General features: G+C 62.5%; 30 protein-coding genes. 13 read left to right on the top strand and 17 right to left on the bottom strand.

Going from position 1 to position 26,736, the window contains the following annotated elements:
* Positions 1–73 precede the first annotated feature (73 nt).
* Positions 74–835: a DUF2127 domain-containing protein gene (locus tag QM716_RS18470; RefSeq protein ID WP_283305469.1), complete on the top strand. Its 762-nt coding sequence runs from the start codon at positions 74–76 to the stop codon at positions 833–835.
* Here QM716_RS18470 and QM716_RS18465 read toward each other — a convergent pair.
* Together QM716_RS18465 and QM716_RS18460 are read right to left on the bottom strand one after the other, a co-directional pair.
* Positions 819–1,958, bottom strand: coding sequence for a cation:proton antiporter (locus QM716_RS18465; RefSeq protein WP_283305468.1), 1,140 nt, complete (start codon positions 1,956–1,958; stop codon positions 819–821). The two genes, QM716_RS18470 and QM716_RS18465, sit on opposite strands and share 17 nt — an antisense overlap.
* 7 nt (positions 1,959–1,965) lie before the next feature.
* The gene (locus QM716_RS18460; protein WP_283305467.1) at positions 1,966–2,424 is read right to left on the bottom strand and encodes a hypothetical protein; all 459 of its coding nucleotides are present in this window, start codon (positions 2,422–2,424) and stop codon (positions 1,966–1,968) included.
* Positions 2,425–2,573: 149 nt separating this feature from the next.
* Between QM716_RS18460 and QM716_RS18455 the strand changes: the two genes are divergently transcribed.
* Complete coding sequence (locus QM716_RS18455; RefSeq protein WP_283305466.1) at positions 2,574–3,020, top strand: cupredoxin domain-containing protein; 447 nt, start codon at positions 2,574–2,576, stop codon at positions 3,018–3,020.
* Between the two features lie 82 nt (positions 3,021–3,102).
* Positions 3,103–4,893 carry a CocE/NonD family hydrolase gene (locus QM716_RS18450; RefSeq protein ID WP_502942081.1) on the top strand — a complete coding sequence of 597 codons (1,791 nt, stop codon included), beginning with the start codon at positions 3,103–3,105 and terminating at the stop codon, positions 4,891–4,893.
* Between the two features lie 3 nt (positions 4,894–4,896).
* Here the strand turns inward: QM716_RS18450 and paaI are convergent, their stop codons facing one another.
* From paaI to QM716_RS18430, 4 genes are all read right to left on the bottom strand, one after another.
* Positions 4,897–5,295: a hydroxyphenylacetyl-CoA thioesterase PaaI gene (paaI, locus tag QM716_RS18445; RefSeq protein WP_283305464.1), complete on the bottom strand. Its 399-nt coding sequence runs from the start codon at positions 5,293–5,295 to the stop codon at positions 4,897–4,899.
* A gap of 36 nt (positions 5,296–5,331) precedes the next feature.
* Positions 5,332–5,643, bottom strand: a complete 312-nt coding sequence (locus QM716_RS18440) for an EthD family reductase (protein WP_283305462.1) — start codon at positions 5,641–5,643, stop codon at positions 5,332–5,334.
* A gap of 6 nt (positions 5,644–5,649) precedes the next feature.
* Positions 5,650–7,692, bottom strand: coding sequence for a phenylacetic acid degradation bifunctional protein PaaZ (gene paaZ, locus QM716_RS18435; protein WP_283305461.1), 2,043 nt, complete (start codon positions 7,690–7,692; stop codon positions 5,650–5,652).
* Between the two features lie 88 nt (positions 7,693–7,780).
* Positions 7,781–8,392, bottom strand: coding sequence for a TetR/AcrR family transcriptional regulator (locus QM716_RS18430; protein WP_019745762.1), 612 nt, complete (start codon positions 8,390–8,392; stop codon positions 7,781–7,783).
* 107 nt (positions 8,393–8,499) lie between these two features.
* On the opposite strand from QM716_RS18430, the gene QM716_RS18425 reads away from it, so the two are divergent.
* From QM716_RS18425 to paaK, 9 genes are all read left to right on the top strand, one after another.
* Positions 8,500–9,228, top strand: coding sequence for an enoyl-CoA hydratase/isomerase family protein (locus tag QM716_RS18425; RefSeq protein WP_283305460.1), 729 nt, complete (start codon positions 8,500–8,502; stop codon positions 9,226–9,228).
* Positions 9,225–10,082 (top strand): 3-hydroxyacyl-CoA dehydrogenase family protein, encoded by an 858-nt coding sequence (locus QM716_RS18420; RefSeq protein WP_283305459.1) that lies wholly within the window; start codon positions 9,225–9,227, stop codon positions 10,080–10,082. The genes QM716_RS18425 and QM716_RS18420 overlap by 4 nt, the downstream gene beginning before the upstream one ends.
* Positions 10,083–10,109: 27 nt before the next feature.
* Entirely contained in the window at positions 10,110–10,895 is a 786-nt protein-coding gene (locus tag QM716_RS18415; protein ID WP_283305458.1) for an enoyl-CoA hydratase-related protein, read from the top strand.
* A gap of 91 nt (positions 10,896–10,986) precedes the next feature.
* Complete coding sequence (gene paaA / locus QM716_RS18410; protein WP_283305457.1) at positions 10,987–11,955, top strand: 1,2-phenylacetyl-CoA epoxidase subunit PaaA; 969 nt, start codon at positions 10,987–10,989, stop codon at positions 11,953–11,955.
* Positions 11,952–12,269, top strand: coding sequence for a 1,2-phenylacetyl-CoA epoxidase subunit PaaB (gene paaB, locus QM716_RS18405; protein WP_003942879.1), 318 nt, complete (start codon positions 11,952–11,954; stop codon positions 12,267–12,269). The genes paaA and paaB overlap by 4 nt, the downstream gene beginning before the upstream one ends.
* Positions 12,270–12,298: 29 nt before the next feature.
* The gene (paaC, locus tag QM716_RS18400) at positions 12,299–13,216 is read left to right on the top strand and encodes a 1,2-phenylacetyl-CoA epoxidase subunit PaaC (RefSeq protein WP_283305455.1); all 918 of its coding nucleotides are present in this window, start codon (positions 12,299–12,301) and stop codon (positions 13,214–13,216) included.
* 65 nt (positions 13,217–13,281) lie between these two features.
* Complete coding sequence (paaD, locus tag QM716_RS18395) at positions 13,282–13,740, top strand: 1,2-phenylacetyl-CoA epoxidase subunit PaaD (RefSeq protein WP_069145762.1); 459 nt, start codon at positions 13,282–13,284, stop codon at positions 13,738–13,740.
* A gap of 4 nt (positions 13,741–13,744) precedes the next feature.
* Entirely contained in the window at positions 13,745–14,824 is a 1,080-nt protein-coding gene (paaE, locus tag QM716_RS18390) for a 1,2-phenylacetyl-CoA epoxidase subunit PaaE (RefSeq protein WP_283305454.1), read from the top strand.
* Positions 14,825–14,867: 43 nt separating this feature from the next.
* Positions 14,868–16,184, top strand: a complete 1,317-nt coding sequence (gene paaK, locus QM716_RS18385) for a phenylacetate--CoA ligase PaaK (RefSeq protein ID WP_283305452.1) — start codon at positions 14,868–14,870, stop codon at positions 16,182–16,184.
* A 3-nt stretch (positions 16,185–16,187) separates the two neighbouring features.
* On the opposite strand, the gene QM716_RS18380 is transcribed toward paaK, so the two are convergent.
* From QM716_RS18380 to lepB, 10 genes are all read right to left on the bottom strand, one after another.
* Positions 16,188–16,811 carry a LysE family translocator gene (locus QM716_RS18380; protein WP_283305451.1) on the bottom strand — a complete coding sequence of 208 codons (624 nt, stop codon included), beginning with the start codon at positions 16,809–16,811 and terminating at the stop codon, positions 16,188–16,190.
* Positions 16,812–17,015: 204 nt separating this feature from the next.
* The gene (locus QM716_RS18375) at positions 17,016–18,209 is read right to left on the bottom strand and encodes a globin domain-containing protein (protein WP_283305449.1); all 1,194 of its coding nucleotides are present in this window, start codon (positions 18,207–18,209) and stop codon (positions 17,016–17,018) included.
* A 31-nt stretch (positions 18,210–18,240) separates the two neighbouring features.
* A complete protein-coding gene (locus QM716_RS18370) occupies positions 18,241–18,690 on the bottom strand; it encodes an RrF2 family transcriptional regulator (protein ID WP_042446409.1) in 450 nt (149 codons plus the stop codon).
* Positions 18,691–18,809: 119 nt separating this feature from the next.
* Positions 18,810–19,940 carry a galactokinase gene (gene galK, locus QM716_RS18365; protein WP_283305448.1) on the bottom strand — a complete coding sequence of 377 codons (1,131 nt, stop codon included), beginning with the start codon at positions 19,938–19,940 and terminating at the stop codon, positions 18,810–18,812.
* On the bottom strand, positions 19,940–21,040 hold the full coding sequence (gene galT / locus QM716_RS18360; RefSeq protein ID WP_283305446.1) for a galactose-1-phosphate uridylyltransferase: 1,101 nt from the start codon (positions 21,038–21,040) through the stop codon (positions 19,940–19,942). The genes galK and galT overlap by 1 nt, the downstream gene beginning before the upstream one ends.
* Entirely contained in the window at positions 21,037–21,663 is a 627-nt protein-coding gene (locus QM716_RS18355; RefSeq protein ID WP_283305445.1) for an SMI1/KNR4 family protein, read from the bottom strand. Before QM716_RS18355 ends, galT begins: the two co-directional genes overlap by 4 nt.
* A gap of 21 nt (positions 21,664–21,684) precedes the next feature.
* The gene (locus QM716_RS18350; RefSeq protein ID WP_283305444.1) at positions 21,685–22,269 is read right to left on the bottom strand and encodes a TetR/AcrR family transcriptional regulator; all 585 of its coding nucleotides are present in this window, start codon (positions 22,267–22,269) and stop codon (positions 21,685–21,687) included.
* Positions 22,266–23,315 (bottom strand): saccharopine dehydrogenase family protein, encoded by a 1,050-nt coding sequence (locus QM716_RS18345; protein WP_283305443.1) that lies wholly within the window; start codon positions 23,313–23,315, stop codon positions 22,266–22,268. The genes QM716_RS18350 and QM716_RS18345 overlap by 4 nt, the downstream gene beginning before the upstream one ends.
* Positions 23,316–23,386: 71 nt before the next feature.
* Positions 23,387–23,740 (bottom strand): VOC family protein, encoded by a 354-nt coding sequence (locus QM716_RS18340; RefSeq protein ID WP_283305442.1) that lies wholly within the window; start codon positions 23,738–23,740, stop codon positions 23,387–23,389.
* A gap of 106 nt (positions 23,741–23,846) precedes the next feature.
* Entirely contained in the window at positions 23,847–24,581 is a 735-nt protein-coding gene (gene lepB / locus QM716_RS18335) for a signal peptidase I (RefSeq protein ID WP_283305441.1), read from the bottom strand.
* A 261-nt stretch (positions 24,582–24,842) separates the two neighbouring features.
* On the opposite strand from lepB, the gene QM716_RS18325 reads away from it, so the two are divergent.
* Positions 24,843–25,274, top strand: a complete 432-nt coding sequence (locus QM716_RS18325) for a hypothetical protein (RefSeq protein WP_283305438.1) — start codon at positions 24,843–24,845, stop codon at positions 25,272–25,274.
* A 51-nt stretch (positions 25,275–25,325) separates the two neighbouring features.
* Here QM716_RS18325 and QM716_RS18320 read toward each other — a convergent pair whose 3' ends face one another.
* Complete coding sequence (locus QM716_RS18320; protein ID WP_283305437.1) at positions 25,326–26,702, bottom strand: spinster family MFS transporter; 1,377 nt, start codon at positions 26,700–26,702, stop codon at positions 25,326–25,328.
* Between the last annotated feature and the right edge of the window lie 34 nt (positions 26,703–26,736).

The raw sequence follows: 26,736 nt of genomic DNA, 5'->3' as shown, positions 1-26,736 counted from the left end.
GAATCCTCGTCGTTCGAAGTGCACGGTCAGCGGGTATCCACGCTACCGGGCATATGCGGCATAGAGTTCACCTGTGGACTTCGCATTGCGCTCGTGCAGTTGGCACGGTCACGAGATCTACGCTCCGGACGAATTGGAACTGCGGGATCGGCTACATGTGGATACTGCGGTGGGTCAGGCGTGGCGGTGCCTACGTTGCGGCAACTTCGTCCCGGGAGCGCCCCGAGCATCCGGACCGGCGGACGCCGCCCCCGAGGTTCCGCGGGGACGGCTGCTTCGCGACAGGTTGATCATGCGACTTCTCGCCACCGAGAGAATGTTTCGCGCTCTGGGGTTGGTTCTACTGGCGATCGGTGTGTTCAAACTGAGATCGTCGAAGGGACGCGTCGAGGACGCCTTCGAGAACGAATTACCGTTGATCAGGCCATTGGCCCGTCAATTGGGTTGGAACATCGACGATTCGAAACTGGTCCATCACATCGAGCAGGCGTTTTCCTTGTCGGCGACGACGCTCACCTGGATCGCGGTCGGGCTGTTGGTCTATGCAGGCCTTCAAGTGATCGAGGCTGTCGGACTGTGGATGGTCAAACGCTGGGGCGAGTACTTCGCGGTGATTGCAACCGGCCTGTTCCTGCCCCTCGAAATCTACGAATTGACTGAGAAGATCACGTGGTTGAGGGCCGGGTTACTGCTGGTGAACATCGCTGCCGTCGTGTGGCTGATCTGGAGCAAGCGACTCTTCGGTACCCGCGGCGGCGGCGCGGCATATCACGCCGAACATTCGGAGGAGAGCTTGCTGACGGTGGAGAGGGCCGCGGTCAAGCAGGCTTCGTGAGACCAGCTTTCGACGCGGCAGCACCCGCCAGCGTTGCTGCACCGATCGTGATCATGGCGGCGAGGAGGATGGCAGCGGGTTCACCGTCGCCCATCACCCCCAGCTGGGTACCCACCGTTACTGCGGCAACGGGCACCCCCAGTTGTGCGGCGGACAGCACTCCCAAGGGGAGCGGTAGGCCGAGGATTCGTATCGCTGCGTGAACTACGAGAGTTGCGCCGCCCAAAGCCAATCCGAGCCAGATGGCGGACGGATGGGTCGCGAGGTCGCGCAGATTGATCGTCGCTCCCAGCCAGACGAAGAAGAGGGGAGCGAAGAAGCCGTCGGTGATCGCGAAGAGCTGTTTGGCGAGGCGGCGGGGTTCACCGATCGCGGCAAGAACGAGCCCGAAGGCGAAGCCCGCGAGCATGATCGACACGTGGGTGCTCGACGCCAGCGCCGCCAGAGAGAAGAGGATCACGAGATTGATCCGGAGTTCGAGTGCAAACTTTCGTTTCTCGGAGAACTTGTGGAGTTTTCGCCAATGGCCGGAACGATGAAAAGCTCGCAGTACGAAGAACAAGGCAACCGCAACCGCGGCCACAGCCAGTGCGCCGATACCGGCGCGAGGGGCATTGTCGGGATCGATCACCAACGGCAGCGCGACAATGCAGACAGTATCCGCGATCGCGACCTGGGCCGTCATCTGCAGAATCGAGGTTCCTCCGAGCGCCAGCGAATCGACGATGGGGAGAATCAACGCTGCGGACGACGACGCGATCAGGACCGCGTACAGCGCGGCGTGACCGGTGCCGAATGCCGTCGCCGCACCGTAGCCGGCGACAACCGACAGGAGCCCGACGACGACCGAGCGAGCAGCAGCCTTGCCTATTGCCGCCCGAACTGCCGGATCGCGGACCGGGACGTGCGAGCCGGCCACCATCATCGTGAGCGCGAACCCGATATCGGCCAGGAATGTGAACGTCCGGTCAGAGGAGTCGAGCAGCCCGAAACCGGTGACACCGAAGACGACCCCGGCGGCAAGTTCACCGACCACCACGGGGACATGCCAGCTGACGCGGGCGCCGAGTAGCGGGCCGAGAATGCCGGCCAGGGCGACGAGGGCAAGGATGCCGAAGGTCATCGACGACCTACGAGGTAACTGTCGAGGGCGCGATCTTCGCGGGGATGGCGGTGTTCTCGTCCACGTGGTAACTCGCACAGACACGGTGATAGCCGTCGGCGATCTGCGCCGGTACGCCGGCGTGGAAGTCTCCCTGCACCAGCAGGATCGGTGACAGCGCGATCCCCTTACGGATCTTCTTCAGGTCGGCAGCCACGTGTGGGTTGTCGACCGGAAGCAGAGGGAGCCCAGCAGCCCGCAGGATGTCCTTGGCCTTCTTCGAGACCAGCGTCGCCGTTTTGAGGGCGTATACGAGAGCTTGGACATGGACCGGTGTCGCGCCCAACTGGAGGTAATCGCGGGCCGCCGGGTAGTCGTGCTCGTCCGGTAGGTCCTTCCAGAGGACTGCGGGCGCCTTCGCCACGGGTGCTTTTGAAGCTACCGGCGCCTTCGTCTTGGCTGCCTTCGACGTTTTGATCTTGGCCATCTGTGCTGTGTCCTTCAGTGTCGGTCCGCGAGTGGAGCTGGTGCAGAAATGGTGCACTATCAGCGTCGCAGGCACCACATCGGAGCTGTTTGGCCCTCTAGGCGGCGGGTAATCAGCAGACTGCGGGGGAACGAGCAGGAGGCGAAGCAATGAAGCGGATTCTCGCAGTGCTCGCAGCGCTGATCCTGGCGGTGTTCGCACTGACCGCGTGCAGTGATAACAGCGATTCGTCGGACAACGATTCGGCAGATCACGACGGTATGGCGATGACCAGCATGACGATGACGAGCAAGCCGACCAGCATGTCGATGCCGAGCATGCCTCTGGGTATGTCGACGCCGGGAGCGTCGTCGATGGGAATCGTGATCAGCGGCTTCGAATACTCGACGCCGGAGTCGGTGATGCCTGGACAAGTACTGACCATTCAGAACAACGACACCGTCGAGCACTCGGTTACGTCCGATACCGCGGGGTTGTTCAACGAGGACATCGAAGCTGGTGAGACGGAAACCATCACGGTGCCGAACGAGCCGGGAACGTACACGTTCCACTGCACCTATCATCCGAGCATGCATGGCACCTTGACGGTCAAGTAGACGTCGATCCGGCCTGGCGTAACTGTTGCTGTGGAAACTTCGGCGCCACGTACCCGATTAGACTGGTGGAGAACAGATCCGGGTGTACGGTTTTCAGGTGCGCCGGAGAATAGCGATCAGTGTCGTCACGCTCGTGGTTTGTGCCCTCGGCTTTTCGCCGTCGGCGCTCGCGGAATCACCGAACGGCTCGTATTCGTCACAGCTACTGTACTTCTCGGTCGATGTCGGGCCTGAGTTCTCGACGCCGTGCACCGTCGTCGGTGAACTTTTTGTTCCCGACGGCGTCGATGCAGACAACCCAGCTCCCGCGATCCTGACCACCAACGGGTTCGGTGGTTCGTACAAGGATCAGATTCCCGCTCTGCAGAACTTCGCCGAGAACGGGTATGTCGGACTGACGTATTCGGGATTGGGCTTCGGCGGCTCGAGTTGCAAGATCACACTCGACGCTCCCGCATACGACGGCGTCGCGGCTTCGCAGTTGGTCAGTTTCCTCGGCGGCCAAGAGGGAATTGCGTACATGGATCAGGCTCTGACGCAGCCCTATCCGGCGCTCACCGCGGTGGTGCAGGACCCCGTCGATCACAACGGTGCACCGTCGACGAACGACCCGCGGGTCGGCATGACGGGTGGCTCTTACGGCGGTGGCATTCAATTCGCCGCCGCGAGTGTCGATCCCCGCATCGACACGATCATCCCCATGATCACCTGGAACGACCTCTCGTATTCCTTGGCGCCCAACAGTACCGGGATCATCTCCGGTGTATCCACTGTCGAACCGGGAGCCGCGAAGGTGCTCTTTGCATCGCTGCTCTTCGGCGCCGGCATTGCAAACCCCGGTGTGGACGGTTACATCGCCGACCCCTCACGACTTCCCGGCTGCCCGAACTACGTGCCGTACATGTGCAACGCGATCGCCGAGGCGGTGGTGACGGGCGACATCGGACCGCCAGTAGTAGGTGAGCTCCGAGCGTCGTCGGTGTCGTCGTTTGTCGACCGGATCAATATCCCGGTGCTGCTTGCGCAAGGACAACAAGACACCCTGTTCGATCTGAACGAGGCAACCGCGACCTACGACGCATTGACAGCGCGTGGCGTCGACGCCAAGATGATCTGGCATTCGTGGGGACACAGCCACTTGGCCGCTGCGCCGGGCGAATTCAGCTTTTCCGCACCCGACGAAGACGCCCAGTACGAAACCGGTCGCTTCATGGACTGGTTCGATCACTACCTCAAGGACGAGAACACGGAGACCGGCCCGGAATTCGCGTACTTCCGTAACTGGATCGACTACGAGGGAAACGCGGCGCCGGCATACGCGACGTCCGACACCGTCGATGTCGGGACCGCCCGCGCCTTCCAACTGTCCGCTGACGGGGGACTGCTGCCGGACGGTGCGCCGGTGGTACCTGGTTCGAAGACGATTGTCACTGCACCGGGTGGGCTCCCGACGGGCGTCGAGCCGCTCAATATCAATCCGACCGGAAACATTCCGAATGCACAGATTCCGGGGACCGAGGCGCTGTGGACCACTGCGCCGATGTCCGAGGCGATGGACGTGGTGGGAGCTCCCACCGTGACGCTGCGTGTTGCGGCGCCTGGGCAGCCGGTCGTGTTCGCGAAGCTCTACGACGTGGCACCGGACGGGACGTCGTCACTGATCAACGGGCTTATCGCACCTGTCCGCATCAGTGATCCGTCGCAGCCGGTACCGGTGACGATGCCGGCGATAGTGCATCGGTTCGAGCCGGGGCATTCTGTTCGCCTGGCAATCACCGGTGGCGACATCAGTTTCCGTGGGGGATTGCAAGGCATGCCGGTGACGATCTTCGCCGACGGGTCCGGTCCCCTCGAGCTTCCCGTCGTGGGCTGAAAATCACCGGAAGATGGTTCGACTGTCGCCGCGGAACTCGGCCACGACGGTGTCGCCACTGCGAACCGTCACGTCGTAGATCCCGCTCCGGCCCCCTCGTGCTTTCTCGGACGCGACGGCGGTCAAAGTGTCACCTAGACGTGTTGGACGGAGAAATCGGATGTCCGCGCGCGCTGCAACGGCTGAATCCTCGTAACCGTTGCAGGCGAGCGCGAACGCGGTGTCCGCGAGCAGGAAAACATAGCCGCCGTGTGTGATTCCGTGACCGTTCACCATGGTCTCCCCCACCGTGACGGTCACGGTTGCGCTACCTGGCGCCAGTTCGGAAATCTCGATACCGAGCGCCCGAGACGCCTGGTCCGCGTCGAACATCTCTCTGGCGGTGATGCTTCCTGTACTCATCAGACAACTCCTGTGGGATCAGAGAACTGCAGGGGTCTAGAGAACCGAGACAACTTCCTGGACGTACATGTCGACCTTGCCGGTGGCAAAGTTCGCGACGTCCTTTCCGGCAGCGCGCATCTCCGGTGACTTCAGACCGCTCTGCATGGTCTCGAGGTCGGGGAAGACCAGGTTGGCGACGGCGTAGAAGACGGGATCGGAGCCATCCATGGACGAGCATGTGCTGAACGTGAAGCCCGACAACCCTGGTACCGCGCGGACGAGTGGGATGTGGATGTCGTTGTAGTACTTGTCGAATGCCTCCGGATCGGTGGGGCGTCCGTAACACACTGCTACGCGATAGGTCATGTGCTTTCAATTCCCTTCGGGGAGAGTCTTGGCTACCAGCGTCAGGACGTCGTACGTTGCGACCGGATCGCTGTCCTGGTTCGCCACGACGGCATCCCAACGAACTTCACCGTAGTCGGCGCTGCTGCGGGGTGTGATGGTCTTGGCTGTGAGGGTGACGGTCAGGCTGTCTTCGGCTTTGACCGGGGTCAGGAATCGGAGGCTGTCCACGCCGAAGTTCGCGAGAACCGGGCCGGGAGCCGGGTCGACGAACAGGCCTGCAGCGAGCGAGACAACCAGATATCCGTGCGCGACGATGCCACCGAAAAGTGGATTCGCGGCGGCGGCAACCGGATCGGTGTGCGCGTAGAAGGTGTCACCGGTGAACTCCGCAAAATGATCGATGTCCGCGAGCGTAACCTGGCGCGGACCGCCGACAATCGTGTCGCCGATCTTCAACTCGGCGAGACTCTTTCGGAAAGGATGCTCGGATCCGATGGTGCGCTGAGACCCGGTGAACCAGCGCTCGCCGACCGCGGTGAGTACGTCGGGTGTGCCTTGAACCGCGGTGCGCTGCATGTGGTGCAGAACTCCGCGGATGCCGCCCAACTCCTCACCTCCGCCGGCGCGGCCTGGGCCGCCGTGTACGAGCACTGGAAGGGGAGAGCCGTGACCGGTTGATTCCTTGGCGTCGTCGCGGTTCAGGACGAGAACTCGGCCGTGAAAAGCTGCCAGGCCCAGTACCAGTCGACGTGCGACGTCCGTGTCGGCAGTCACCACCGAGGCGATGAGACTGCCCTCACCGCGGGCCGCGAGCTCGATCGCATGATCGATGCCGTTGTAACCGATGACGGTGCTGACAGGCCCGAATGCCTCCACTTCGTGCACCTCGAGCGCATTGTCCTCGGCACGCAGGAGAATCGGTGAAAGGAAGGCTCCGGACCGGGCGTCAGCACCGACCACGTCGAGGTTCTCCGGGTCTCCGAACACGATGGTCGCCGACTTCGTCAGGCCGCGAATGGATTTCAAGACTTCGTCGCGCTGTTCGATGCTGGCGAGCGCCCCCATCGTGACACCGTCGGTATCGGGGTGCCCGACGATCACTTTGCTCAGTCGCTCGGATGCGGCATCGACGACGGCGTCGACCAGGGCGGCCGGGACCAGCGCGCGCCGGATCGCTGTGCACTTCTGGCCCGCCTTGACCGTCATCTCGGTGACGAGTTGTTTGACGTACAAATCGAATTCGGGAGTTCCGGGTACGGCATCCTCGCCGAGGATCGACGCGTTGAGCGAATCGGCCTCGGCATTGAAGTGGACGCCCTTGCCGACGACGTTCGGGTGAGCGCGCAGTGTTGCGGCGGTATCGGCGGATCCGGTGAAGGCCACCGAATCCTGCCCGCCGAGGTGATCGAGGAGTCCGCGTGCGCTACCGGAGAGCAGTTGGACGGAACCCTCGGGGAGCAAGCCTGATTCGATGATGCGCCGGAAGACGAGTTCGGTGAGATATGCCGTGGAACTGGCAGGCTTGACGATGGACGGCACACCCGCGATGAATGCCGGCGCCAGTTTCTCCAGGAATCCCCACACTGGGAAATTGAACGCGTTGATCTGCACGGCGACACCGCGACGTGACGTGTAGATGTGTTGCCCGAGGAAAGTTCCGCCCTTGCCCAGAGTTTCGACGTTGCCGTCCAGAAATACTGTGCTGTCGGGCAATTCGCGCCGAGCCTTGCTCGCGTAGCTCAGCAGCGTTCCGAACCCGCCGTCGATGTCCACCCCGGAGTCTCGCGTCGTCGCACCGGTGGCGGTGGAGAGCGCGTAGAACTCGGCCTTTCCTGCCATCAACGTGAGAGCCAGAGCCTTGAGTGCGCCGGCGCGTTCGTGGAAGGTCATCGCTGACAGTGCGGGGCCGCCGACCTCGCGTGCGTACGCAACCATCTCGGCGAGGTCGACGCCGGCGGCGGAGATCCGGGCCACCTCGGATCCGTCCACTGCACTCGGCAACGCGGTACCTGCGTCCGGTGCGGCGTACCAGCGACCGGCCACATAGCTTTCCAACAGTCTGCTCACGACATCTCCATCTCACCGTACGTTCGGTCGGTAATTACGATCGCCCGGTAACGCCGCGTTGTCAAGGATTCGGCAGAACTGCCTGGAGTCAGGCCTTGCGAAGTCCGTCGAAAGTGACGGCGACGACCGCGTCGGCAATGTCGGAGACGGACTCACCGGCTCGGGGTTTGTACCACTCGATCAGCGAGTTGACGGTGCCGAACATCAGCTTGCTGGCGAGGGCGGGTTCGATGTCCGGACGCAGGTCGCCCTCCGCTGCGGCGGACGAGACGAGGCCTCCGACGAAGTTGTCGAATTCGCGCCGACGGGCGAGCGCGGCCCGCTCGACCGTCGTGTTGCCGCGGACGCGCAGGAGCAGGGTGACGTACGGAAGCTCTGCTACCAGCACCTCCACGCTGCGCCGGACCAGGTATTCGAGTCGGTCGATGTAGGGGCCGGTGGTGGCGCCCTCTTCGGTCGTGACCGCAAACAGTGCGTTGAGTGCACGGGAAAGGGCAAGTTCGAGGAGTTCCGACTTTCCGGACACGTGGTGGTAGATCGAGGACTTCGTGATGCCGAGTTTCTTGGCGAGCACCTCCATGCTGGCGCCGTCGTAGCCCTTGTCGTTGAACACCTTCACGGCCACGGCGAGGAGTGAATCGAGGTCGTAGCCGGGACGTCCGGGGAGGCCGGTGCGTCGAGTAGGGCGTGCCGTAGTCATGTCCCCATCTTCTCAGTTCGGACAAAGCTGTGCATCATCCTCGATTTCGCTATTGCCAAACGACCGAATGTTCGGTTATTAATGTATGACAGCGAGAAGGAGTGAATGTGAACACCCTGCACGTGGACGAGCGTGAGGATCGCGTCGTGGTCACCCTCGACAGGCCCGCGCAACGCAATGCGATCAACGCCGAAATGATCGACGAACTGCACCAGGTTTGTCGGCACCTCGAACAGAATCCGAAGCTGCTCCTGCTTGCCGGGCGCGGAGATCACTTCGCTGGTGGTGCCGACATCGCAGAGCTCCGTGAGCGCGGCCGAGACGAAGCGTTTGCGGGTATCAACCGCACGCTGTTCGACCGCATCGGAAAGCTCCCGCTTCCCACCGTGGCCGCGGTGAGCGGGTACGCGCTCGGCGGTGGGGCCGAGCTGACCTATGCCTGCGACATTCGCATCGCGACGACGACGGCGGTCTTCGGTAATCCTGAGCCCAATCTCGGGATAATGGCGGCCGCCGGCGCGAGTTATCGGCTGCCGAAGCTCGTCGGCGTCTCGATCGCGAAGCAGGTGCTCCTCGGTGCCAGGAACCTCGACGCCGAGCAGGCGCTACGAGCGGGCCTGGTTGTCGAGGTGACCGAACCGAACTGCCATGTCGATGCCGCACATAGGCTGCTCGACCGTATTTCCCGACTGTCCCCGCTGGCATTGCGGCTGACGAAGATCATCGTCGACGCGCCAGGATCCCATCCGTTTGCCGACGACATCGCCCAAGCCGTCCTGTTCGAGAGTTCGGACAAGCGTGATCGCATGACGGCCTTCCTGGAGAAGAAATCATGACTGACGTAGTTGCGCCGAAGGCCGTCGGCGTCATCGGCGGTGGACGCATGGGAGCGGGTATCGCCCAGGTGTTCGCCGCGCTCGGCGGGTCGGTCACCATCGCGGAGAGTGGAGACGCCGAAGCGGCGGTGCAGCGTGTGTCCACCGGCCTCGATCGAGCCCATGAGCGAGGGAAGCTCGACGGCCAGGACCCCGCGACGGTGCTGGCGCGCGTGGGCGTCGTGGACGCAGTGACCTCCTTGCCGGCGTCGCTCGACCTGATCGTCGAGGCGGTCCCGGAAATCGCGGCCCTCAAGGTCGAGGTTCTCGCCGCTGCCGAAACCGTTGCCGGCGAACACACTGTGATCGCCAGCAACACCAGTTCCATGTCGATCGCCGAACTCGGCGCAGCACTGACGGACTCGGGACGATTCATCGGTATGCACTTTTTCAATCCCGTCCCGGCGTCGCTGTTGGTCGAGATCGTTCGGGCACCTCACACCCGCCCCGAGGTGATCGACTCGGTGCGAGCGTGGGTGTCGATGCTCGGCAAGGCAGAGGTTCTCGTCAACGACTCACCTGGTTTTGCGACCAGCCGGCTTGGTGTCGGTCTCGGGCTCGAAGCCATCCGGATGCTCGAAGAGGGTGTGGCGGACGCGGAGTCGATCGACCGGGCAATGGAACTGGGGTACCGGCATCCGATGGGGCCGCTGCGTTCGACGGATCTTGTCGGGCTGGATGTGCGCCTGGCGATCGCCGAACACCTCGCGAGCACGCTCGGTGATCGATTTGCTCCTCCGGCACTGCTGCGGGAGAAGGTCGCTCGCGGTGAGTTGGGGCGCAAGACAGGACAGGGTTTTCACACGTGGAACTGAACCGAACCGCCTGCGAAGGGAACATCGATGACTGACGTGATCCGACTGGAGATCGAGCGAGGTCTGGCGACAATCACTCTCGACCGGCCGAAGGCCGCCAATGCCGTCAACGGCGAGATGAAGGCTCAGCTGCTCGAAGCGTTGCTGCAGGTCCACGCGGATGCGGACGTGCGAGCCTTGTTGATTCTCGCCGAAGGCAAGAACTTCTGCGTCGGCCAGGATCTTGGCGAGCACGCGGCAGCGTTGAACGCTGATCCCGCGCACGCGATGGACACCGTCGAGGAGCACTACAACCCGATAGTCACGGCGCTGTCGACGCTCTCTGCCCCGGTGGTGGTGGGCATCGGCGGCGCCTGCGTCGGGGCCGGGTTGGGAATTGCGTTGGCCGGAGACATCCGGGTGGTCGGGGCTCATGCGAGCTTTGCGACGGCATTCACCGGCATCGGTTTGGCCAGTGACTCGGGGCTCAGTCATGCGCTCGTGCACGCGCTCGGGCCGAGCCGCGCCAGTGGCTTGATGTTGCTCGGCGACAAGTTCGATGCGCAGAGTGCACTGGAGTGGGGATTGGTCCATCGGGTGGTGGCCGACGAGGACGTTGCGGCCGAGGCTCGCTCGGTTGCCCGTCGACTTGCCGACGGACCCACCGCCGCCTTCGCGCACGTGAAATCACTGATCACGGCCGTCGCTCCTGGGCTTCCCCAGGCGCTGGAGGCCGAGGCGAGTGCGCAGGTGGAGTTGGGTTGCACGGCAGATCATCACGGCGCTGTCGCCGCTTTCCTGACGAAGCAGAAGCCGGTTTTCGAGGGCCGCTGATTCGATTGCGCTGAAAGATTCTCTTGTGCGCTGGGACGCCTCGGTGCATACTAGTTACCAACCGATCATTCGGTAATAAAAGGTGGGTACGATGACCAACGTGGAAGCTCCACAAGACCTGCAGCACTTGTTCGACGAGACGATTGCGGCAGACCAGCGCATCGAGCCTCGCGACTGGATGCCGGACGGCTACCGCAAGACTCTGATCCGTCAGGTTGCCCAGCACGCGCACTCCGAGATCATCGGGATGCAGCCCGAAGGAGACTGGCTCACCCGGGCGCCGTCGCTGCGACGCAAGGCGATCCTGATGGCGAAGGTGCAGGACGAAGCCGGGCACGGTCTGTATCTCTACTCCGCGGCCGAGACGCTCGGCGCCGATCGCGGCGATCTGACCACCAAACTGATCGAGGGAAAGCAGAAGTACTCCTCGATCTTCAACTACCCGACACTGACCTACGCCGATGTGGGAGTGATCGGCTGGCTGGTCGACGGAGCCGCAATCTGCAATCAGGTTCCCCTGTGCCGCAGCTCCTTCGGGCCATATGCGCGCGCGATGATCCGTGTGTGCAAGGAGGAATCCTTCCATCAGCGGCAAGGCTTCGAGTTGTTGGCGACGATGATGCGAGGCACGGACGCTCAACGCGCGATGGTGCAGGAAGCCGTCGACCGATGGTGGTGGCCCGCCCTGATGATGTTCGGACCGCCGGACGACGAGTCACCGAACACCGAACAGTCGATGAAGTGGCGCATCAAGCGGCACACGAACGACGAACTGCGGCAGCGATTTGTCGACATGTCGATACCGCAGGCCGAGGTACTCGGCGTGACCTTCCCCGATCCCGATCTGCGCTGGAACCCCGAACGTGGTGCACACGATTTCGGTGAGCCGGACTGGAGTGAATTCATGGACGTGGTCCGCGGTAACGGAGCGGCCAGCGTCGAGCGGATCGCCAATCGGAAAGCGGCCCACGACAACGGGGCCTGGGTCCGTGACGCCGCCTACGCCTTTGCACAGCGCGAGAGACTCGCGCACGATCTCACGACTGGGGAGACATCATGAGCGAAAACGATCAGGTACAGGGCGATCAGGTACGGGGCGAATGGCCTTTGTACGAGGTGTTTCTGCGGGGAAAGCGCGGACTCAACCACGTGCATGTCGGGTCCCTGCGTGCGGCAGACGATCAGATGGCCCTACGCCATGCGCGCGACGTCTACACCCGACGTAACGAAGGCGTGAGCATCTGGGTCGTGCCTTCCGCGAACATCGTGGCTTCGAGTCCGGCGGAAAAGGATCCGTTCTTCGCGCCGAGCGGGGACAAGGTCTACCGGCACCCGACCTTCTACGACATCCCGGACTCCGTCCCCCACATGTGAGAAACCACTTCGACTTCGAGGACCAACAGATGAACGATCACGACAGTGCCTACGACGGCCTGGTCGACGGCGACGGCCACGGCCAGTGGGCGTTCGGAACCAGCTTCGACGACCCCCTCGCCGGAGTCGACACCACGGTGCCAGGCGACGTCGATCTCGGTGCTCTGGCGCGCTACTGCCTCATGCTCGGCGACGACGCGCTCGTCAGTTCGCAGCGCCTCGCCGAATGGTCGACGCGGGCACCGGAACTAGAGGAAGAGGTAGCTCTCGCCAACGTCGGCCTGGACCTGATCGGACAGGCCAGGCTGCTGCTGGCCCGCGCGGCAGCAGCCGATTCCACTGTGGTTCCGTTCATCTCGGACACGTCGCCGGTGCCGGCCGAGGATGCGCTCGCCTTCTTTCGTGATCAGTTCGGCTTCCGCAACGTGAGACTGGTGGAGCTTGCCAACGGCGACTTTGCGCACACGGTCGTTCGGCTACTCGTGTTCTCGACCTGGCGGCTGGCGCTGTTCGATCGGCTCCGCACGTCGCGCGACCCGGTCCTCGCGGCCGTGGCGAACAAAGGCGTCAAGGAACTGACCTACCACCGCGACTACGCGGCAAGATGGGTCGTCACCTTGGGCGCCGGCACCGCAGAGTCCAAGCGTCGGACAGCTGCCGCCCTGCTCCAGATATTCCCCTTCGTGGACGAGCTCTTTGTTCCCACGCAAGACGAACTGGTCTTGGCGGAAGTTGGTGTCGGAGTAGATCCGCGCACTGTTCGGCCGGAATTCGACGCCGTACTTGCTCAGGTCCTGCACGCTGCCGAAATGGAAGAGCCCCCTGCACGTTTCTCCGGTTTCGTCGGCGGCCGCGGCGGGCGTGCCGGACTGCACACCGGGGCGCTGGGGCTGCTTCTTGCCGAAATGCAGAGCGTCGCTCGGGAGCACCCGGAAGGGGTGTGGTGACCGTGACTGCCACCACCGTCTCTTCCGCTACTGTCTCTTCCGCGCAGGAGATCGTCGCCTCGGTGATGGATCCGGAGATGCCACTGTTGACCTTGGCCGATCTCGGCGTCATCCGATCGGTCGATGTCGAAGCGAACTTCGTCTGTGTGACAATCACTCCCACCTATTCCGGGTGCCCCGCCATGGCAACGATGCGAGACGACATCGAGCACAAACTGACCGACGCGGGGTACGGCAGCGTCCAGATCAAGACTCAACTGTCGCCGCCCTGGAGTTCGGATTGGATCAGCGAGGAGGGACTCGCGAAACTGCGGACGGCCGGGTACTCGGTGCCGGGGGCCGCGCCGCGACGCACCTCCGGCCCGATCGCCTTGACCTTGACGGCCAAGCCGCGGGACATCCTGTGCCCCCAGTGCGGTTCGGCAAACACCAGACTGAGTTCGGAATTCGGTGCGACCCTGTGCAAAGCGCTCTATCGCTGCCTCGACTGCCTCGAGCCGTTCGATCATGTGAAGGAGATCTGAACAGATGAGTACCGCAACGACGAACCGGAACAAACCCTTTCACCCGTTGACGGTGGCAGATGTCGAATCACTGTGCGGCGACGCAGTTGCCGTCACCTTCGACGTGCCCACCGACATCGCCGATCAATTCGACTTCGGCGCCGGGCAGTCGCTGACACTGCGGCGGATGATCGACGGCGTCGAGCACCGTCGTTCGTACTCGATCTGTGCACCGGTAGGGGCGTCTCCCCGGGTGGGGGTCCGCGAAGTAGCGGACGGACTCTTCTCCACCTGGCTGGTGCACGACGTGAAGGCCGGGGATCAAATCGACGTCCAGGGCCCTTCGGGCAATTTTGTCGCCGATCCCGCATTGGGTGGGCGGCACGTTCTGATCGCGGCGGGCTCCGGCATCACGCCCATGCTGTCCATCGCTGCAACACTTTTGGCGAACCCCGACGCCGATGTCACCCTGTTGTACGGGAACAGGCGTACGCGCTCGGTGATGTTCGCCGAAGAGATCGCCGACCTGAAGGACCGGTACGGTGCGCGTCTCGACGTCATTCACGTTCTCTCGCGCGAGCCGCGGGAGGTCGAGTTGTTCTCGGGCCGTCTCGACGCCGACCGGTTGCGTGAGATCTTCACATCTCTCGTTCCGTGCGACCAGGTCGACGGCTTCTGGTTGTGTGGCCCGCTCGGGATGATCGACGACGCCCAGGAAGTGCTGGCCGGCTTGGGAATTGCAAAGTACCGCATTCATCACGAGCTGTTCTACGTCGACGACGTCGCGCCGCCGGTCGCCGTGCATCGTGAGCCCGGAATAGTCGGACCAGGCAGTGAGGTCACCATCACGCTCGACGGTCGATCGACCACCGCGACACTGCCGCGAGACCAGTCGATTCTCGATGCAGCGGAACAGTACCGATCGGATCTACCCTTCGCGTGCAAGGGCGGAGTCTGTGGCACCTGCCGTGCCAAGGTCACCTGCGGTGACGTCGAGATGCGAAGGAACTACGCACTCGAAGACTACGAAGTCGACGCGGGTTTCGTGCTGACCTGCCAAACCTTTCCTGTCGGTGAACAGATAACAGTCGATTTCGACGCCTGACCGCCCGTACCCTGCGCACTGACTGAGCCCACCGGAGACAATTATGACCGAACTCGCTACCGCTTCATCGGATCCTGCTACCGCGCCGAAGATCGAATTCGCCAGCCGAGACCGCATCGCGACGCTGCAACTCGAGCGGATGCAGTGGTCCCTGATGCACGCGTACACAAATGTTCCGCACTACCGCAAAGCCTTCGACGACGCCGGCGTTCACCCGAGTGACGTGAAGGATCTGAGCGATCTCGCGAAGTTCCCCTTCACCACCAAAGCGGATCTGCGCGAGAACTATCCGTTCAAGATGTTTGCGGTGCCCCAGGACCAGGTTTCGCGGATTCACGCGTCGTCGGGAACCACCGGGCGCCCGACGGTGGTGGGATACACGAGTAACGACCTGAACAACTGGGCCGATCTCGTCGCCCGCAGTCTCTCGGCCGGCGGGGTGCGATCCTCGGACAAGGTGCACGTGGCTTACGGATACGGCCTGTTCACCGGAGGGTTGGGAGCCCACTACGGCGCGGAGCGATTGGGCTGCACAGTCATTCCCATGTCAGGGGGAATGACCGAGCGGCAGATTCAACTGATCGAGGATTTCGAACCCGACGCCATCATGGTGACTCCGTCGTACATGCTGACCATCGTGGATGCGATGATCAAGAAGGGGATCGATCCCTCGAAAACCTCGCTGCGGGTCGGAGTTTTCGGAGCGGAGCCGTGGACCGAACAGATGCGGACCGAGCTGGAACAGCAACTCGACATGCATGCAGTCGACATCTACGGACTCTCCGAGATCATGGGCCCGGGTGTGGCAATGGAATGTGTGGAAACCAAAGACGGGCTACATATCTGGGAGGATCACTTCTACCCGGAGATCATCGATCCGGTCACGGGCGAGGTGCTGCCGGACGGCGAGGAAGGTGAGCTGGTTTTCACCTCGCTCACCAAGGAGGCGCTGCCCATCATTCGTTACCGCACCAGGGATCTGACCCGACTGTTGCCCGGCACGGCGCGCTCGATGCGAAGGATGCAGAAAGTCACCGGCAGGACCGACGACATGATCATCCTCCGCGGCGTCAATCTGTTCCCCACGCAGATCGAAGAACTGATCCTGACCGTCCCCGCCCTGGCGCCCCAATTCCAGTGTGTACTGGACCGCCCGGGCCGAATGGACACCCTGACGGTGCGCGTCGAGGCCCGCCCTGACTCAGCGGTCTCGAACCACGCGGCAGCGTCTTCCGCGTTGCAGAAGCTGGTGAAGAACAAGATAGGTGTCACGGTCGAGGTGAATGTTCTCGAACCCGGAGGACTCGAACGCTCGATCGGCAAGGCGCGTCGCCTGATCGACCAGCGTCCGAAGGACTGAAGACTACTCGAGCGCCATGCGGGTGGCGAAGATTCCGAGAATGCCACCCGCAAGCCACTTCTGAGCGCGCATCCACACCGGACGTGCCACGAGGAAGGTCGACACGGCTGCCGCACTGCACACGATCAACGCGTTGACGGTGACTGCCACCAGGATCTGCACTCCGCCGAGTATCAGCGCTTGCTGCCAGACGGGGCCGGCAGAGGGATCGACGAACTGGGGGATGAGCGCCGCGTACATCAGAGCGATCTTGGGATTGAGCAGATTGGTGGTCAACCCCATCCCGAACAGACGACCGCTGCCGTGGCGATCGACTTCGCCCACCTCGAAGGCGGACTTCCCACCCGGTCGTAGCGTCGACCAGGCAAGATAGGCGAGATACAGGGCGCCGCCGATCTTCACCGCGGTGAACACAGTGGGTACGGCGAAGAGAACCGCTGTCAGTCCGGCACACGTGGCGGCGAGGTAGACCAGAAAACCGGTGGCGACGCCGCCGAGTGAGATCAAACCTGCTCGGCGGCCCTGGCTGATGCTGCGGGACACCAGGTAGATCATGTTGGGGCCCGGTGTCAGAACCATCGCGAGGGCGATCAGCGTGACTCCCGTCATCGACGCTGACGTGATCATGTCGGTCTCCCACTACTCGGTATGAATGTTTCGTCGAGTACACAAGGGGTTGCGGTCGCGCGCCAAGGTCCAGTTCGCAGACAGTGGTCCGGTCAGTCCTCGCTGCTGGAGCGGTCACCGATCCACGCGAGGAGATCGGGATCGGACGACGTCAGCCGGTCCACTTCCTCTCCGCCGGTTGCTCTTCCGTCATGTCGGCTCCGCTCAGGTATTGGCCCAGCTGTCCGGTCCGAAGACCTCGTAGTGGATATTCTGCGCCGGGACGTCCCGTTCGAGCAACGATGCGCGCATCGCCAACATGAACGGCATCGGCCCGCAGAGGAACGCCTGGGTGTCCGGTTCGACAGTGATATCGCGCAGATCCGCTCGGCCTTCGTGAACCGATCCGAACGGCACATGCGTGCCGAGATCCTCGTACCAGCGGTGCAAGGTTGCGGCGGGAATCTTCTCGACGAGCGTGCTGAGTTCTGCTCGGTGAGCGTGATCGGCGATGGATCGATCAGCATGAATGACGGAGACGGAACGCTGTGCACCGGTGTCCGCAAGATGATTGAGCATGCCGATCATCGGTGTGCAACCGATTCCGGCCGACGCGAGTAGCAGTGGTGAGTCGTCGTCGGGCATGGTGAGATCACCGAACGGCGTGGTGACGGAGAGCTTGTGCCCTTCGAATGCGTTGTTGTAGAGGAAGTTCGACACCTCACCATCGGGAGTTCCCGAGATTCGCTTCACGCTGATCCGCCAGTCCGCGCTGCTCGGCACCGAACACAGGCTGTACTGACGTATCTGGCGAGCGCCGTCTGGAAGCACCACACCGACCGAAAGGTACTGTCCGGGAGCGAAGGTAGGCAGTGCGCTGTCGTCGAGCGAGGTGAGTGTCAGTGAGACGGTGTCGGCGGATTGCAGGACGCGCTCACTGATTTTGACAGTTCGCCACACGTCACCGGCTTCGACTCCGGCGAGCTGGTAGAGGCCCCGTTCCATCGTGATGAGGGTTTCGGCCATCAGCCAGTAGACCTCGTTCCATGCTGCCGCGACATCGGGAGTGACTGCATCGCCGAGGATTTCGACGATTGCGGCGAAAAGGTGTTCGTGGACGATCGCATACTGGTCAGGGGTGATGCCCAACGACGCGTGCTTGTGAGCGATACGCGAAAGGATGAGATCAACCTTGGCGCTGTCGGGTTCGAGCTGCAGTGCCGCGAATGCCGCGATAGCGCCCGCGAGTGCTTTCTGCTGTTCACCCTGCTTCTGGTTGCCTCGATTGAAGAGATCGCGTTCGAGTTCGGGATGTGCGTCGAACATCTTGCGGTAGAACAGGGTTGTGATATCGCCGATGGCAGCGCCGACCACGGGAAGGGTGGCGCGAATGACCTCGGTTGACTGTGGGGAAAGCATGAGCTGCTCCGTTCGGTCGAAATTCGGTTGATCAGCCTGCTTCGTCGCTCCGAGTGGTGAGGCGAAGCAGAACAGTTTTGGACGGCTGACGGATGACGTCTTCGATCGTGACCGCGTCGAGTGAGACGAAAAACGCTTCCTGAGCATCACGCAATGCACTCCGAAGGAGGCAACCGCCGCGCAGTGGGCACGGTTTGTCGCCTTCGCAGTCGACGACCTCGCCGGGGCCTTCGAGGCGTCGGGCCAGCCAGCCGATGGTGGCGGTGCGGCCGAGTTCGGTGATGGAAAGTCCACCGCCGCGGCCGCGCCTGGTTGTGACGATGCCCAACTCGCCGAGCCGTGTAACCACCTTGGTGGCATGGGAGTACGACACGTTGAGCTGTTGCGCAACATCCCGGGTACTGGGGGAGGCATCCGCGTCGAGTACGGCCAACCGCATTACGACGCGCAATCCCAGATCGGTGAACTGCGTCAGTTGCATGACCTGAACCTACATAATTCGCATCTGAGATGAGTATTTATGTGAGGGGGATCTCGAGGTGCCCCAACCGGAGCGAACGGTACGTTCGGCGCCGTCAGTGCGCCGAACGTACCGTTCGCTCACAGCCGGGTGGCCGAACCCCCGGCGACGGCGGTGAGAAAGTGGGGCGCTCGCCAACCTCGCGCTGCAAAGTCGCGGCTCACCGACGCGGTGACGTCCGCACCTCTTCCTTCCGGAACCAATGCGATGGCTGAACCTCCGAAGCCGCCACCGGTCATCCGGGCGCCGATGGCGCCGCCGCGTCGTGCTGCGGTAACGGCGACGTCGAGTTCTTCGCACGAGACCTCGAAGTTGTCACGCAACGACGCGTGGGATTTGTCGAAGAGCTTTCCGACGTCACTGAATCTGCTGTTGCGTAGGAGTTCTGCTGCTTGCCGTGTTCGTGTGATCTCAGCCACGACGTGCTGCGCCCGTGCTCGCAGAATCGGATCTCGCAACGATTCGGCCTGATCTGCCGTTGCGTCTCGTAAACTGTCGACGCCGAGAGCCTCTGCAGCGTTGACGCATTGGGAGCGGCGCAACCCGTACTGTCCGTCCGCGAGCGAGTGTTCGACCCGAGTGTCGACAACGATGAGTTCGAAGCCGGCATTGTGGAGGTCGAATGGAATGGATTCGGTGGATCTGTCCTTGCAGTCCAGCAGCAACGCAGTCGAGGGTCTGGCAAAGAGGGCAATGGTTTGGTCCATCCCGCCGGTCGGTGCGCCGACGCCCTCGTTCTCCGCTCGGATGCAAATCTTCACCAGCTGATCTCGGGAAAACGGCGAACCGTGAAGATCGTTGACGGCCAACGCCACAGAGCAGGTGAGGGCAGCCGAACTCGACAGCCCGGCTCCGACCGGTACCGACGAGTCGACCGCCAGATCGATTCCCCTGAGGGGAAGACCTTCGCGCGCCAGCGACCACATCACGGCCGTGGGGTAGGCGGCCCATCCTGCTGCGATGTCGCCGAGGGACCCGGAGTATGTCTTATCTGATTGGCGACTGTGTGCGCGTACGGTCCTGTCGTTGCGCAGTGCGCCGGCTACCAGTGTTCGCTGCTCGAGAGCGACGGGCAAGCACAAGCCGTTGTTGTAGTCGGTGTGTTCGCCGATGAGATTGACTCGACCGGGCGCCGCCCAGACCCCGGTTGCCGGATATCCGTAGGTGTCGTGGAACTGTTGGAGCACAGATTCTTTCGAGACCGGATTCACTACTTCAACTCCCGCAGGCGGGCCGCGACTGCCTCGGGAAGTGTGTCGTTCACCCAGGCGCCCATCGCGGACTCGGACCCGGCGAGGTATTTGAGTTTGCCGGGTGCACGCAGGATCGAGAACAGTTGAAGATGTAGTCGACCCAGAGCTCGGTCCATGCGCACCGGGGCTTGGTGCCAGGCCGCAATGTACGGTACCCGGTCGACGCCCGGATAGAAGCGGTCGATACGACGTAGGAGATCTTGGTAGACCACCGCAAGCTCCTCGCGCTCTTCGTCGTTCAGCGACGGAAGGTCCGGGATGTCTCGGTGCGGCGCAAGGTGAATCTCGATGGGCCATCGTGCAGCTGTCGGAACGTAGGCGCTCCAGTGATCACCGTCGTAGATCAACCGAGACTCGTCTTTGCGCCCGAACGCCAGAACATCGGCGAGTAGTGAGCGACCGGTGCGCTCGAAGTGCTTGCCCGCCTGCGTCAGCATCGATCGGGTGCGTGGTGTGACATACGGGTATGCGTAGATCTGTCCGTGCGGATGGGTGAGTGTCACCCCGATCTCTTCGCCGCGATTCTCGAAGCAGAACACCTGTTCCACAACCGGATCCGCCGACAACTCCTCGGTCCGAGAAATCCAGGCACCCACAATCGTGCGCATGCGTTCGAGCGGAAGTTCGGCGACGGACGCCGTGTGATCGCTCGAGAAACACATCACCTCGCAGTGGCCGACAGCTGGGCGATCGCCCGGGCCGTCTCCGGAACCGTGGGCGGCCTCCTTCGGCACCGACGCAAAACTCGGAAACCGATTCTCGAACACCGCAACGTCGTAGTCCGATTCGGGTATCTCTGTGGGCGTGCGTGTTTCGTTGGTCGGGCACAGCGGGCAATCGGCGGCTGAGGGGAGGTGCGTCCGCGTCATGCGATGTGAGGCCATGGTGATCCACTCGCCGGTGAGAACGTCGAACCTCATTCGAGAGGAGTGGTCGAGCGCCGGCAGTTCGCGGGTATCTCGCGCAGTGTGGGCGCGGAAACGGTCGGAGTCGTCGAAGTAGAAAATCTGGCGACCGTCGGCGAGGAGGTGGCGGGTCGGATTGCGCTCTGACGTCATGCGTCGACTTCCCATTCCAGAACACCCTTGCTGACAACGGGTTTCCACACTCCTATCGTGGATCCTGTTTCCAGCGCAGCGGCGTGGGCGGCCAACATGACCGAGATGGACGCCCAGATCGGGCCGCCGTTGTCGGTGGCGTCCGTCGCATATTCGGTCACACAATGATGAAGTGCACCGCTGCGTGTGTCCACGAAGTAGTGGTACTCGTCCAGTCCGGCAAAGGGAACGAACGAGGGGATGAACATGGTTGCGGCAGTGCCTGCGTCGCGTTGACCGTGTCGATCCATCTCGTCCTCGGCGTAGAGGTCCGGATTCTCGTAGATCGTCTCGTCCCACGTTTCGAGGAGGGTGAGGCGAACTTCGGTTGCGACGTCGATGGGGTAGAAGAACTTGTCGGGAAGCACGCTGCCGAGAAAGAGTCCAGTCCGGTCGTCGTGGGTCAGGCTGCCGTTGTGCACCCGATACAGGTCGCGAAGTTCCTCCGGCCACGTGACGCCGGTCGACGCTTCGAATTCCTCGATGATGGTGTCACCGAGTCCCGGTTGAAACGCTGCAGCCGTCACCGGTGCGTGTGTACGGCACCACGCTTCGATTCGGCTCCATTCGTTTGCAACGCTCATGGGCCTTACGATACGTCCGAGTCAGGACCCGTGAATCAGGTACTGCAGCGTGTTCGTCAGCTTTCGGTCCGAAGCCTGCGACTTTCGGCCGGCAATGCCCGAGCGGAGAACGGCGGAACCCTCGAGCAGACTCACGATGGTCTGCGCCGTTGCACCGAGGCCCGCCGCATCCAGATCCGGTTGTGCACACGCAACAGCGCGCTCCACGTGTGCGATGTACTGCGCGTAGAAGTCTCGAACCACCACCGCCACTTCCACGTCTGCCGCAGCAATCGCCCACACTTCGACGTACAGACGCACGGTGGAGTGGTCATCCTGTTCTCCGAGCAGGACTGCGATGAAGTGCTCGGATTCCTCGCGGGAAAGACTCTGATCTGTATCGGTGATGGCGGCGAGGCGATCCAGTGAACGGGTCAATGCGCGTGACATCACTGCGCGGATCAGGTCTGCACGGGTGGGGTAGTAGTGCTGCAGATGCCCCACCCGCACCCCGGCCGCGGCCGCGAAATCGCGCATTGCCGAGTTGGCATTGCCCTGCGTGGTGAGGACCTGTTCTGCTGCGTCGAGAAGTGCTGCTGCGCGGGCGGCACCCTTGGAAGGGGTCATGCCCGCAATACTGCCACCCCGAAGTTCTCCAACTCGGAGACGGTGCTGCGCGGATTCGGAAGCGACTCGGGGAAAGCAACTCCCGGCCGAGCATCGTCGGCCATAGCGTGTCTGACGGCCAGCGCGCCGCCCACCGCAGTGAGGTGGGCTTGACCTTGAGGATCGACGATCGTTGCGCTTGCCGCGGCGTCTGGGCCGGTGACATCGATGCGTACTTGCGCGCTCCCGCCCTTGCCGGGCGAGTACAGGAGCCCGCGTCGTAGCGGCGTGAAGCGGTCGCCGCGACCCCAGCGGAACAGGCCCACCTTCTTGGCGGCGAGCAGGGCAGTAGTGGATGCATTCGAACTGAAACCAATTCGAGTACTGGCAGTTTCGGCGCCCAGGGTCATGGGAAACGTAAATTGTTCCGGAGTGTCGATTCTTCCGACCTTGGTGCGCGATCCGGGAAAGTCGATCCAGCGTGTATCCGTCAACGGGCTGACGGTGATCGGGTTGCCGTGCTGCATCACCTCGAAATCCTGGCCGAGACGATCGATGAAGTCGACGGAGTCGAGCCCGGCAATGTCGTTGACGTCGTAGCGAATCGAGACGTCGATCGTGCTCGCGCCACCCAGTTCCTCGGCCAACGCTGCGGCGACGACATTGGTGACTCCGCCCATCCAGCCGGACGAGAGGTACACCGGTGCGCTCGGCGACATCTGGCCCGCCAAAGTTGCGGCGCGAGCGACGCGGGTTGTCCAGCGAGTGATGTCCACGTAGGGAATCCCGGCCTCGACGGCAGCAGACAGCACGCGATCGTGGGGATCGTTGACCGTTGATACGACCGCGCGTACTGACGCATCGAAGGGTGTCGGGTCGAGGAGGTCCCAGCGGCGGACGGAGGCACCGTGACGGCGCGCCAGTTCGTTGCCGCGCTCGGGGGTACGCCCGGTGAGGAGCAGCGGGAAGTCGGGGGCGAGCAGGGCGGTCAGGGCGCTGCCCACGGTTCCGTACCCGCCGGCTACGAGGATCGGGCCGTCGGCTGAATACTGCAAAGAATCGGTCATGCACTCAATTCTAGGTCAAATGACCTAAAACGTCGAACGGAGTCTTTTCAGTGCTCAGTCCCGGTGTCTGTTCAGTCCCGGTGTCGCACGATATTGACGACGTTGCCGTCGGGCGCCCTGACGAGGAATCGGCGAACACCCCACTCTTCGGTCGTAATGGGGTGCACGATTTCGTAGCCGAGTCTGCGGGCCTCTTCGTAGGCGCCGTCGACGTCGTCCGTGTGGACGGAGATGACCGAGTCCTCGGCTGCCGTCGCGTCGTGCGTGACGAGCTGTACGTGCGCACCGGTGTCGGGTGAGGTGTAGCGAGCGACCCACCCCATGTTGAACTCTTCGGTGCTCAGGCCGAGATAGTCGGAGTAGAAACTCTTGGCGGTTCCGACATCGGCGACTTTGAGATTGGCGGTGATGCGTCGTGCACGCATGCGGTTCTCCTACCTTCGGCAACAGATGTGCTCGATGATCGTCCGAATGCGGAGTCGTGTCGACCGTGTAGTCCGAAGATGCTTTCCAACTGGCTGATTTCGTTGGTTACTGCGGGTCGAACGAACTCACAGTTCCCCACCGCGAGAAGGGAAGGACGATCAGTTGAACCTTGCCGATCACATTGTCGATCGGCACAGTTCCACTGTGTTCGTCTTCGAGATGGAATCGTGAATCCTTCGAATGGGCGCGGTTGTCACCCATTACCCACAGGTTCCCGTCGGGAACGGTGACCGGACCGAAATACTTTCCTTGGCAGGGGATGCCGTTGCCGGGGATGCGATCGTCGATATACGGCTCCGCCAGCGGTTTGCCGTTCACTCTGAGCCCTTCGTCCTCGGACAGGCACTGTACGGTTTGGCCTCCAACCGCGACTACCCGTTTCACGAGGTCGTTTTCGTCCGGCGGGACCAAGCCGGCGATGGATCCGAGTCCCTGAAACGCGCGAACCACCGAATTGTCGGATCGAATGGATTGATACTCGTCGTTCCAGGATTCGGGTCCCTTGAACACGACCACATCCCCAGGTTGCGGATCCCCGAATCGATAGCTGATCCTGTCGACGAGGATCTTGTCTCCCGTGCAGCCGGTGCATCCGTGAAGCGTCGGTTCCATGGACTCCGACGGGATCAGAAATATGCGTCCGACGAAGTTCTGAATGACAACACTCAGCACAAGTGCGACGACAACGAGGATCAGAATCTCACGCCACAATAGGCGTTTTCTCGGGCGATCAGCCGTCGTCGATTCAGCCGAGTCTTTGTGGGCGTCGGATTCCGTCACACTCCCGACAATAGATGGCGCAACCAGTCACCGGCCCGATACGAATGTTCTCGATTCGTGGGTCTACCTGTCGGCCGATTTGCTTCAGAATTGGATCACATCACCCGCGAAGATCCGGTCGGGATCGGCAATCCAGGCATTCCTGGCCCAAACATCTTGCCAACGAATCTCTTTCGCAGAAGCAAGGTGGAACAACGTATCGCCCTAGGTGACTGTCATCGTGTCGCCCGCTGCGCCAGGTGCGGCTGCGGCCGGAGCGTCTTGCGCGGATGTGGATATCAGCGCCGTTTGGAGAGCTTCGGCCGAACCTACCGGCGATGGAGTCGGGGAGGTCGAATCAGGGGTGGTGCCGCCCTAACCGAGGTAAGCGCCACATACCGGCCACGCGCCCGAGCGGATGGCGTCGTCTATCCGATCATCGTCTCGTCGAACCTGCTCTCGTTCGCGGTGGGCAATGCCGTTGTGGAAACACCGCTTCCGGACGTCCACTGGGCGGACCGTGACGGTCGTTGGACCTACATCGCCGGTCAGCTGCTCCCGGTCTACAACAACCTGATGAAGAATCGGCCGGAACTGTGGCGAGCGACGCTGGCGGCGCCAGTCTCCGTCCGGATAACCGAGCAGCGAATGATCGCTCGCTTGCCGGACATGTTGCGGTCCATGACGTCGATTCTGGCGATCACGGTGAACTGACCTCGATGGCGGGGCTTTCGGGAGCCCCGCCACCGTCCGTGAAATCGTAGGTCAGGCCTGGCTCAGCTCCGCTTGCATGCGCGCGGAGTCCTTGCCGACAGTGCGGGTAGCCAGGTAGATGAATACCGCGGTGAGTGCCAACATGATCGGCACGAGATACATGGCCGAGTTCAACCCGTCGCCGGCGTACTGAGCCAACTTCCCGGTACCGGCGTCGGCAAGCGCACGTTTGGCAAACCAGTCCGAGATCGCACCCACGGCAACCGGTCCCGAGAATCCGCCGAGAAGGTACATGGCCGCGAAGAACAACGCCGTCGCAGTGCCGCGGAGCCTGGGAACCACGACGTCGTGAATGGCAGGGTAGACGCTGATGTAGAAGCCGTAGGCCAACAACCAGCCGGCTGAGAACAGGAGAGTGAACATCACGACGTTATTGCCGTGCTGCAACAGCGCCAATGCCGTGAAAGGTGCTGCCAATGCCGAGGTTCCGACGCCGATCATCAAACGTGCCCGCGGCGAGCGTGCGCTGGCCTTGTCGGCATAGCGTGCACCGAGAAGCAATCCGATCAGGCCCGTGATTCCGACGATGATGCCGGTGACCGATGCCGCAGCAGTCAGTTTCAGGTGGTACTGACGCATCAGAAGCGGGACGACAAACGAATTGACCGCGTAGGCAGCGAAGTTGAAGGTCAGTCCGGCAAGGATGAGCCAGCGAAGCGTGGGAATTGCGAGCAGACGACGAATCGGCCGGGTGATCGGGGCCTGTGAAACAGCGGCTGCGCGAGCCTCCGGACTTTCGGAACCACCGCGAACCGGATCGGCCATGCGGTAGAGGACAACTGCCAGAAGGACACCGGGAATCGCGGCGAGGAAGAACGGTGCGCGCCAGCTGTCGAAGGCTTCGGCGATCTTGCCGACCGTGAAGTAGGCGAGCATGAGGCCGATCGGCAAGCCGAGCATGAAGACGCCGAGAGCACGTGAGCGTCGTTCCGCCGGGTAGATATCACCGATCATCGAGTTGGCGGAGGGTGTGAAGGTCGCTTCGCCTACGCCGACACCCAAGCGCGCGAGGATGAACAGCACGTAGCTGCCGGCAGCACCGGTTGCCGCTGTCAAGCCGCTCCACACCAGCAGGCCGATGCCGATGATCTTGGGACGATTCTTGGTGTCGGCCAACCGGCCGAGCGGCAGCCCGGCGATTGCGTAGACGAGGGTGAAGGCAGAGGTGATCAGCCCCAATTGCAAGTCGCTGAGCGAAAACTCGTTCTTGATCGGCTCGGCAACGACCGAGGGGATCGCCCGGTCGAAGAAGTTGAGCATGTTTGCGAGAAACAGTGCGACGAGTGTGCCGCCGAGAAGTTTGTCACGCGTTCCGACAGGGGCGCCGTCGACGGACGGTAGCGGTGGAGCGTCTCGTTGAATTGACATGGTTGTTCCACCCTTTTCGCGAGTGCTGAATGAA

The sequence above is a fragment of the Rhodococcus sp. IEGM 1409 genome (assembly GCF_030056735.1).
Classification (GTDB): Bacteria; Actinomycetota; Actinomycetes; order Mycobacteriales; family Mycobacteriaceae; genus Rhodococcus_F.
The sequence above is the reverse complement of the archived record's forward strand: the minus strand, read 5'-3'. Positions and strand labels throughout refer to the sequence as shown.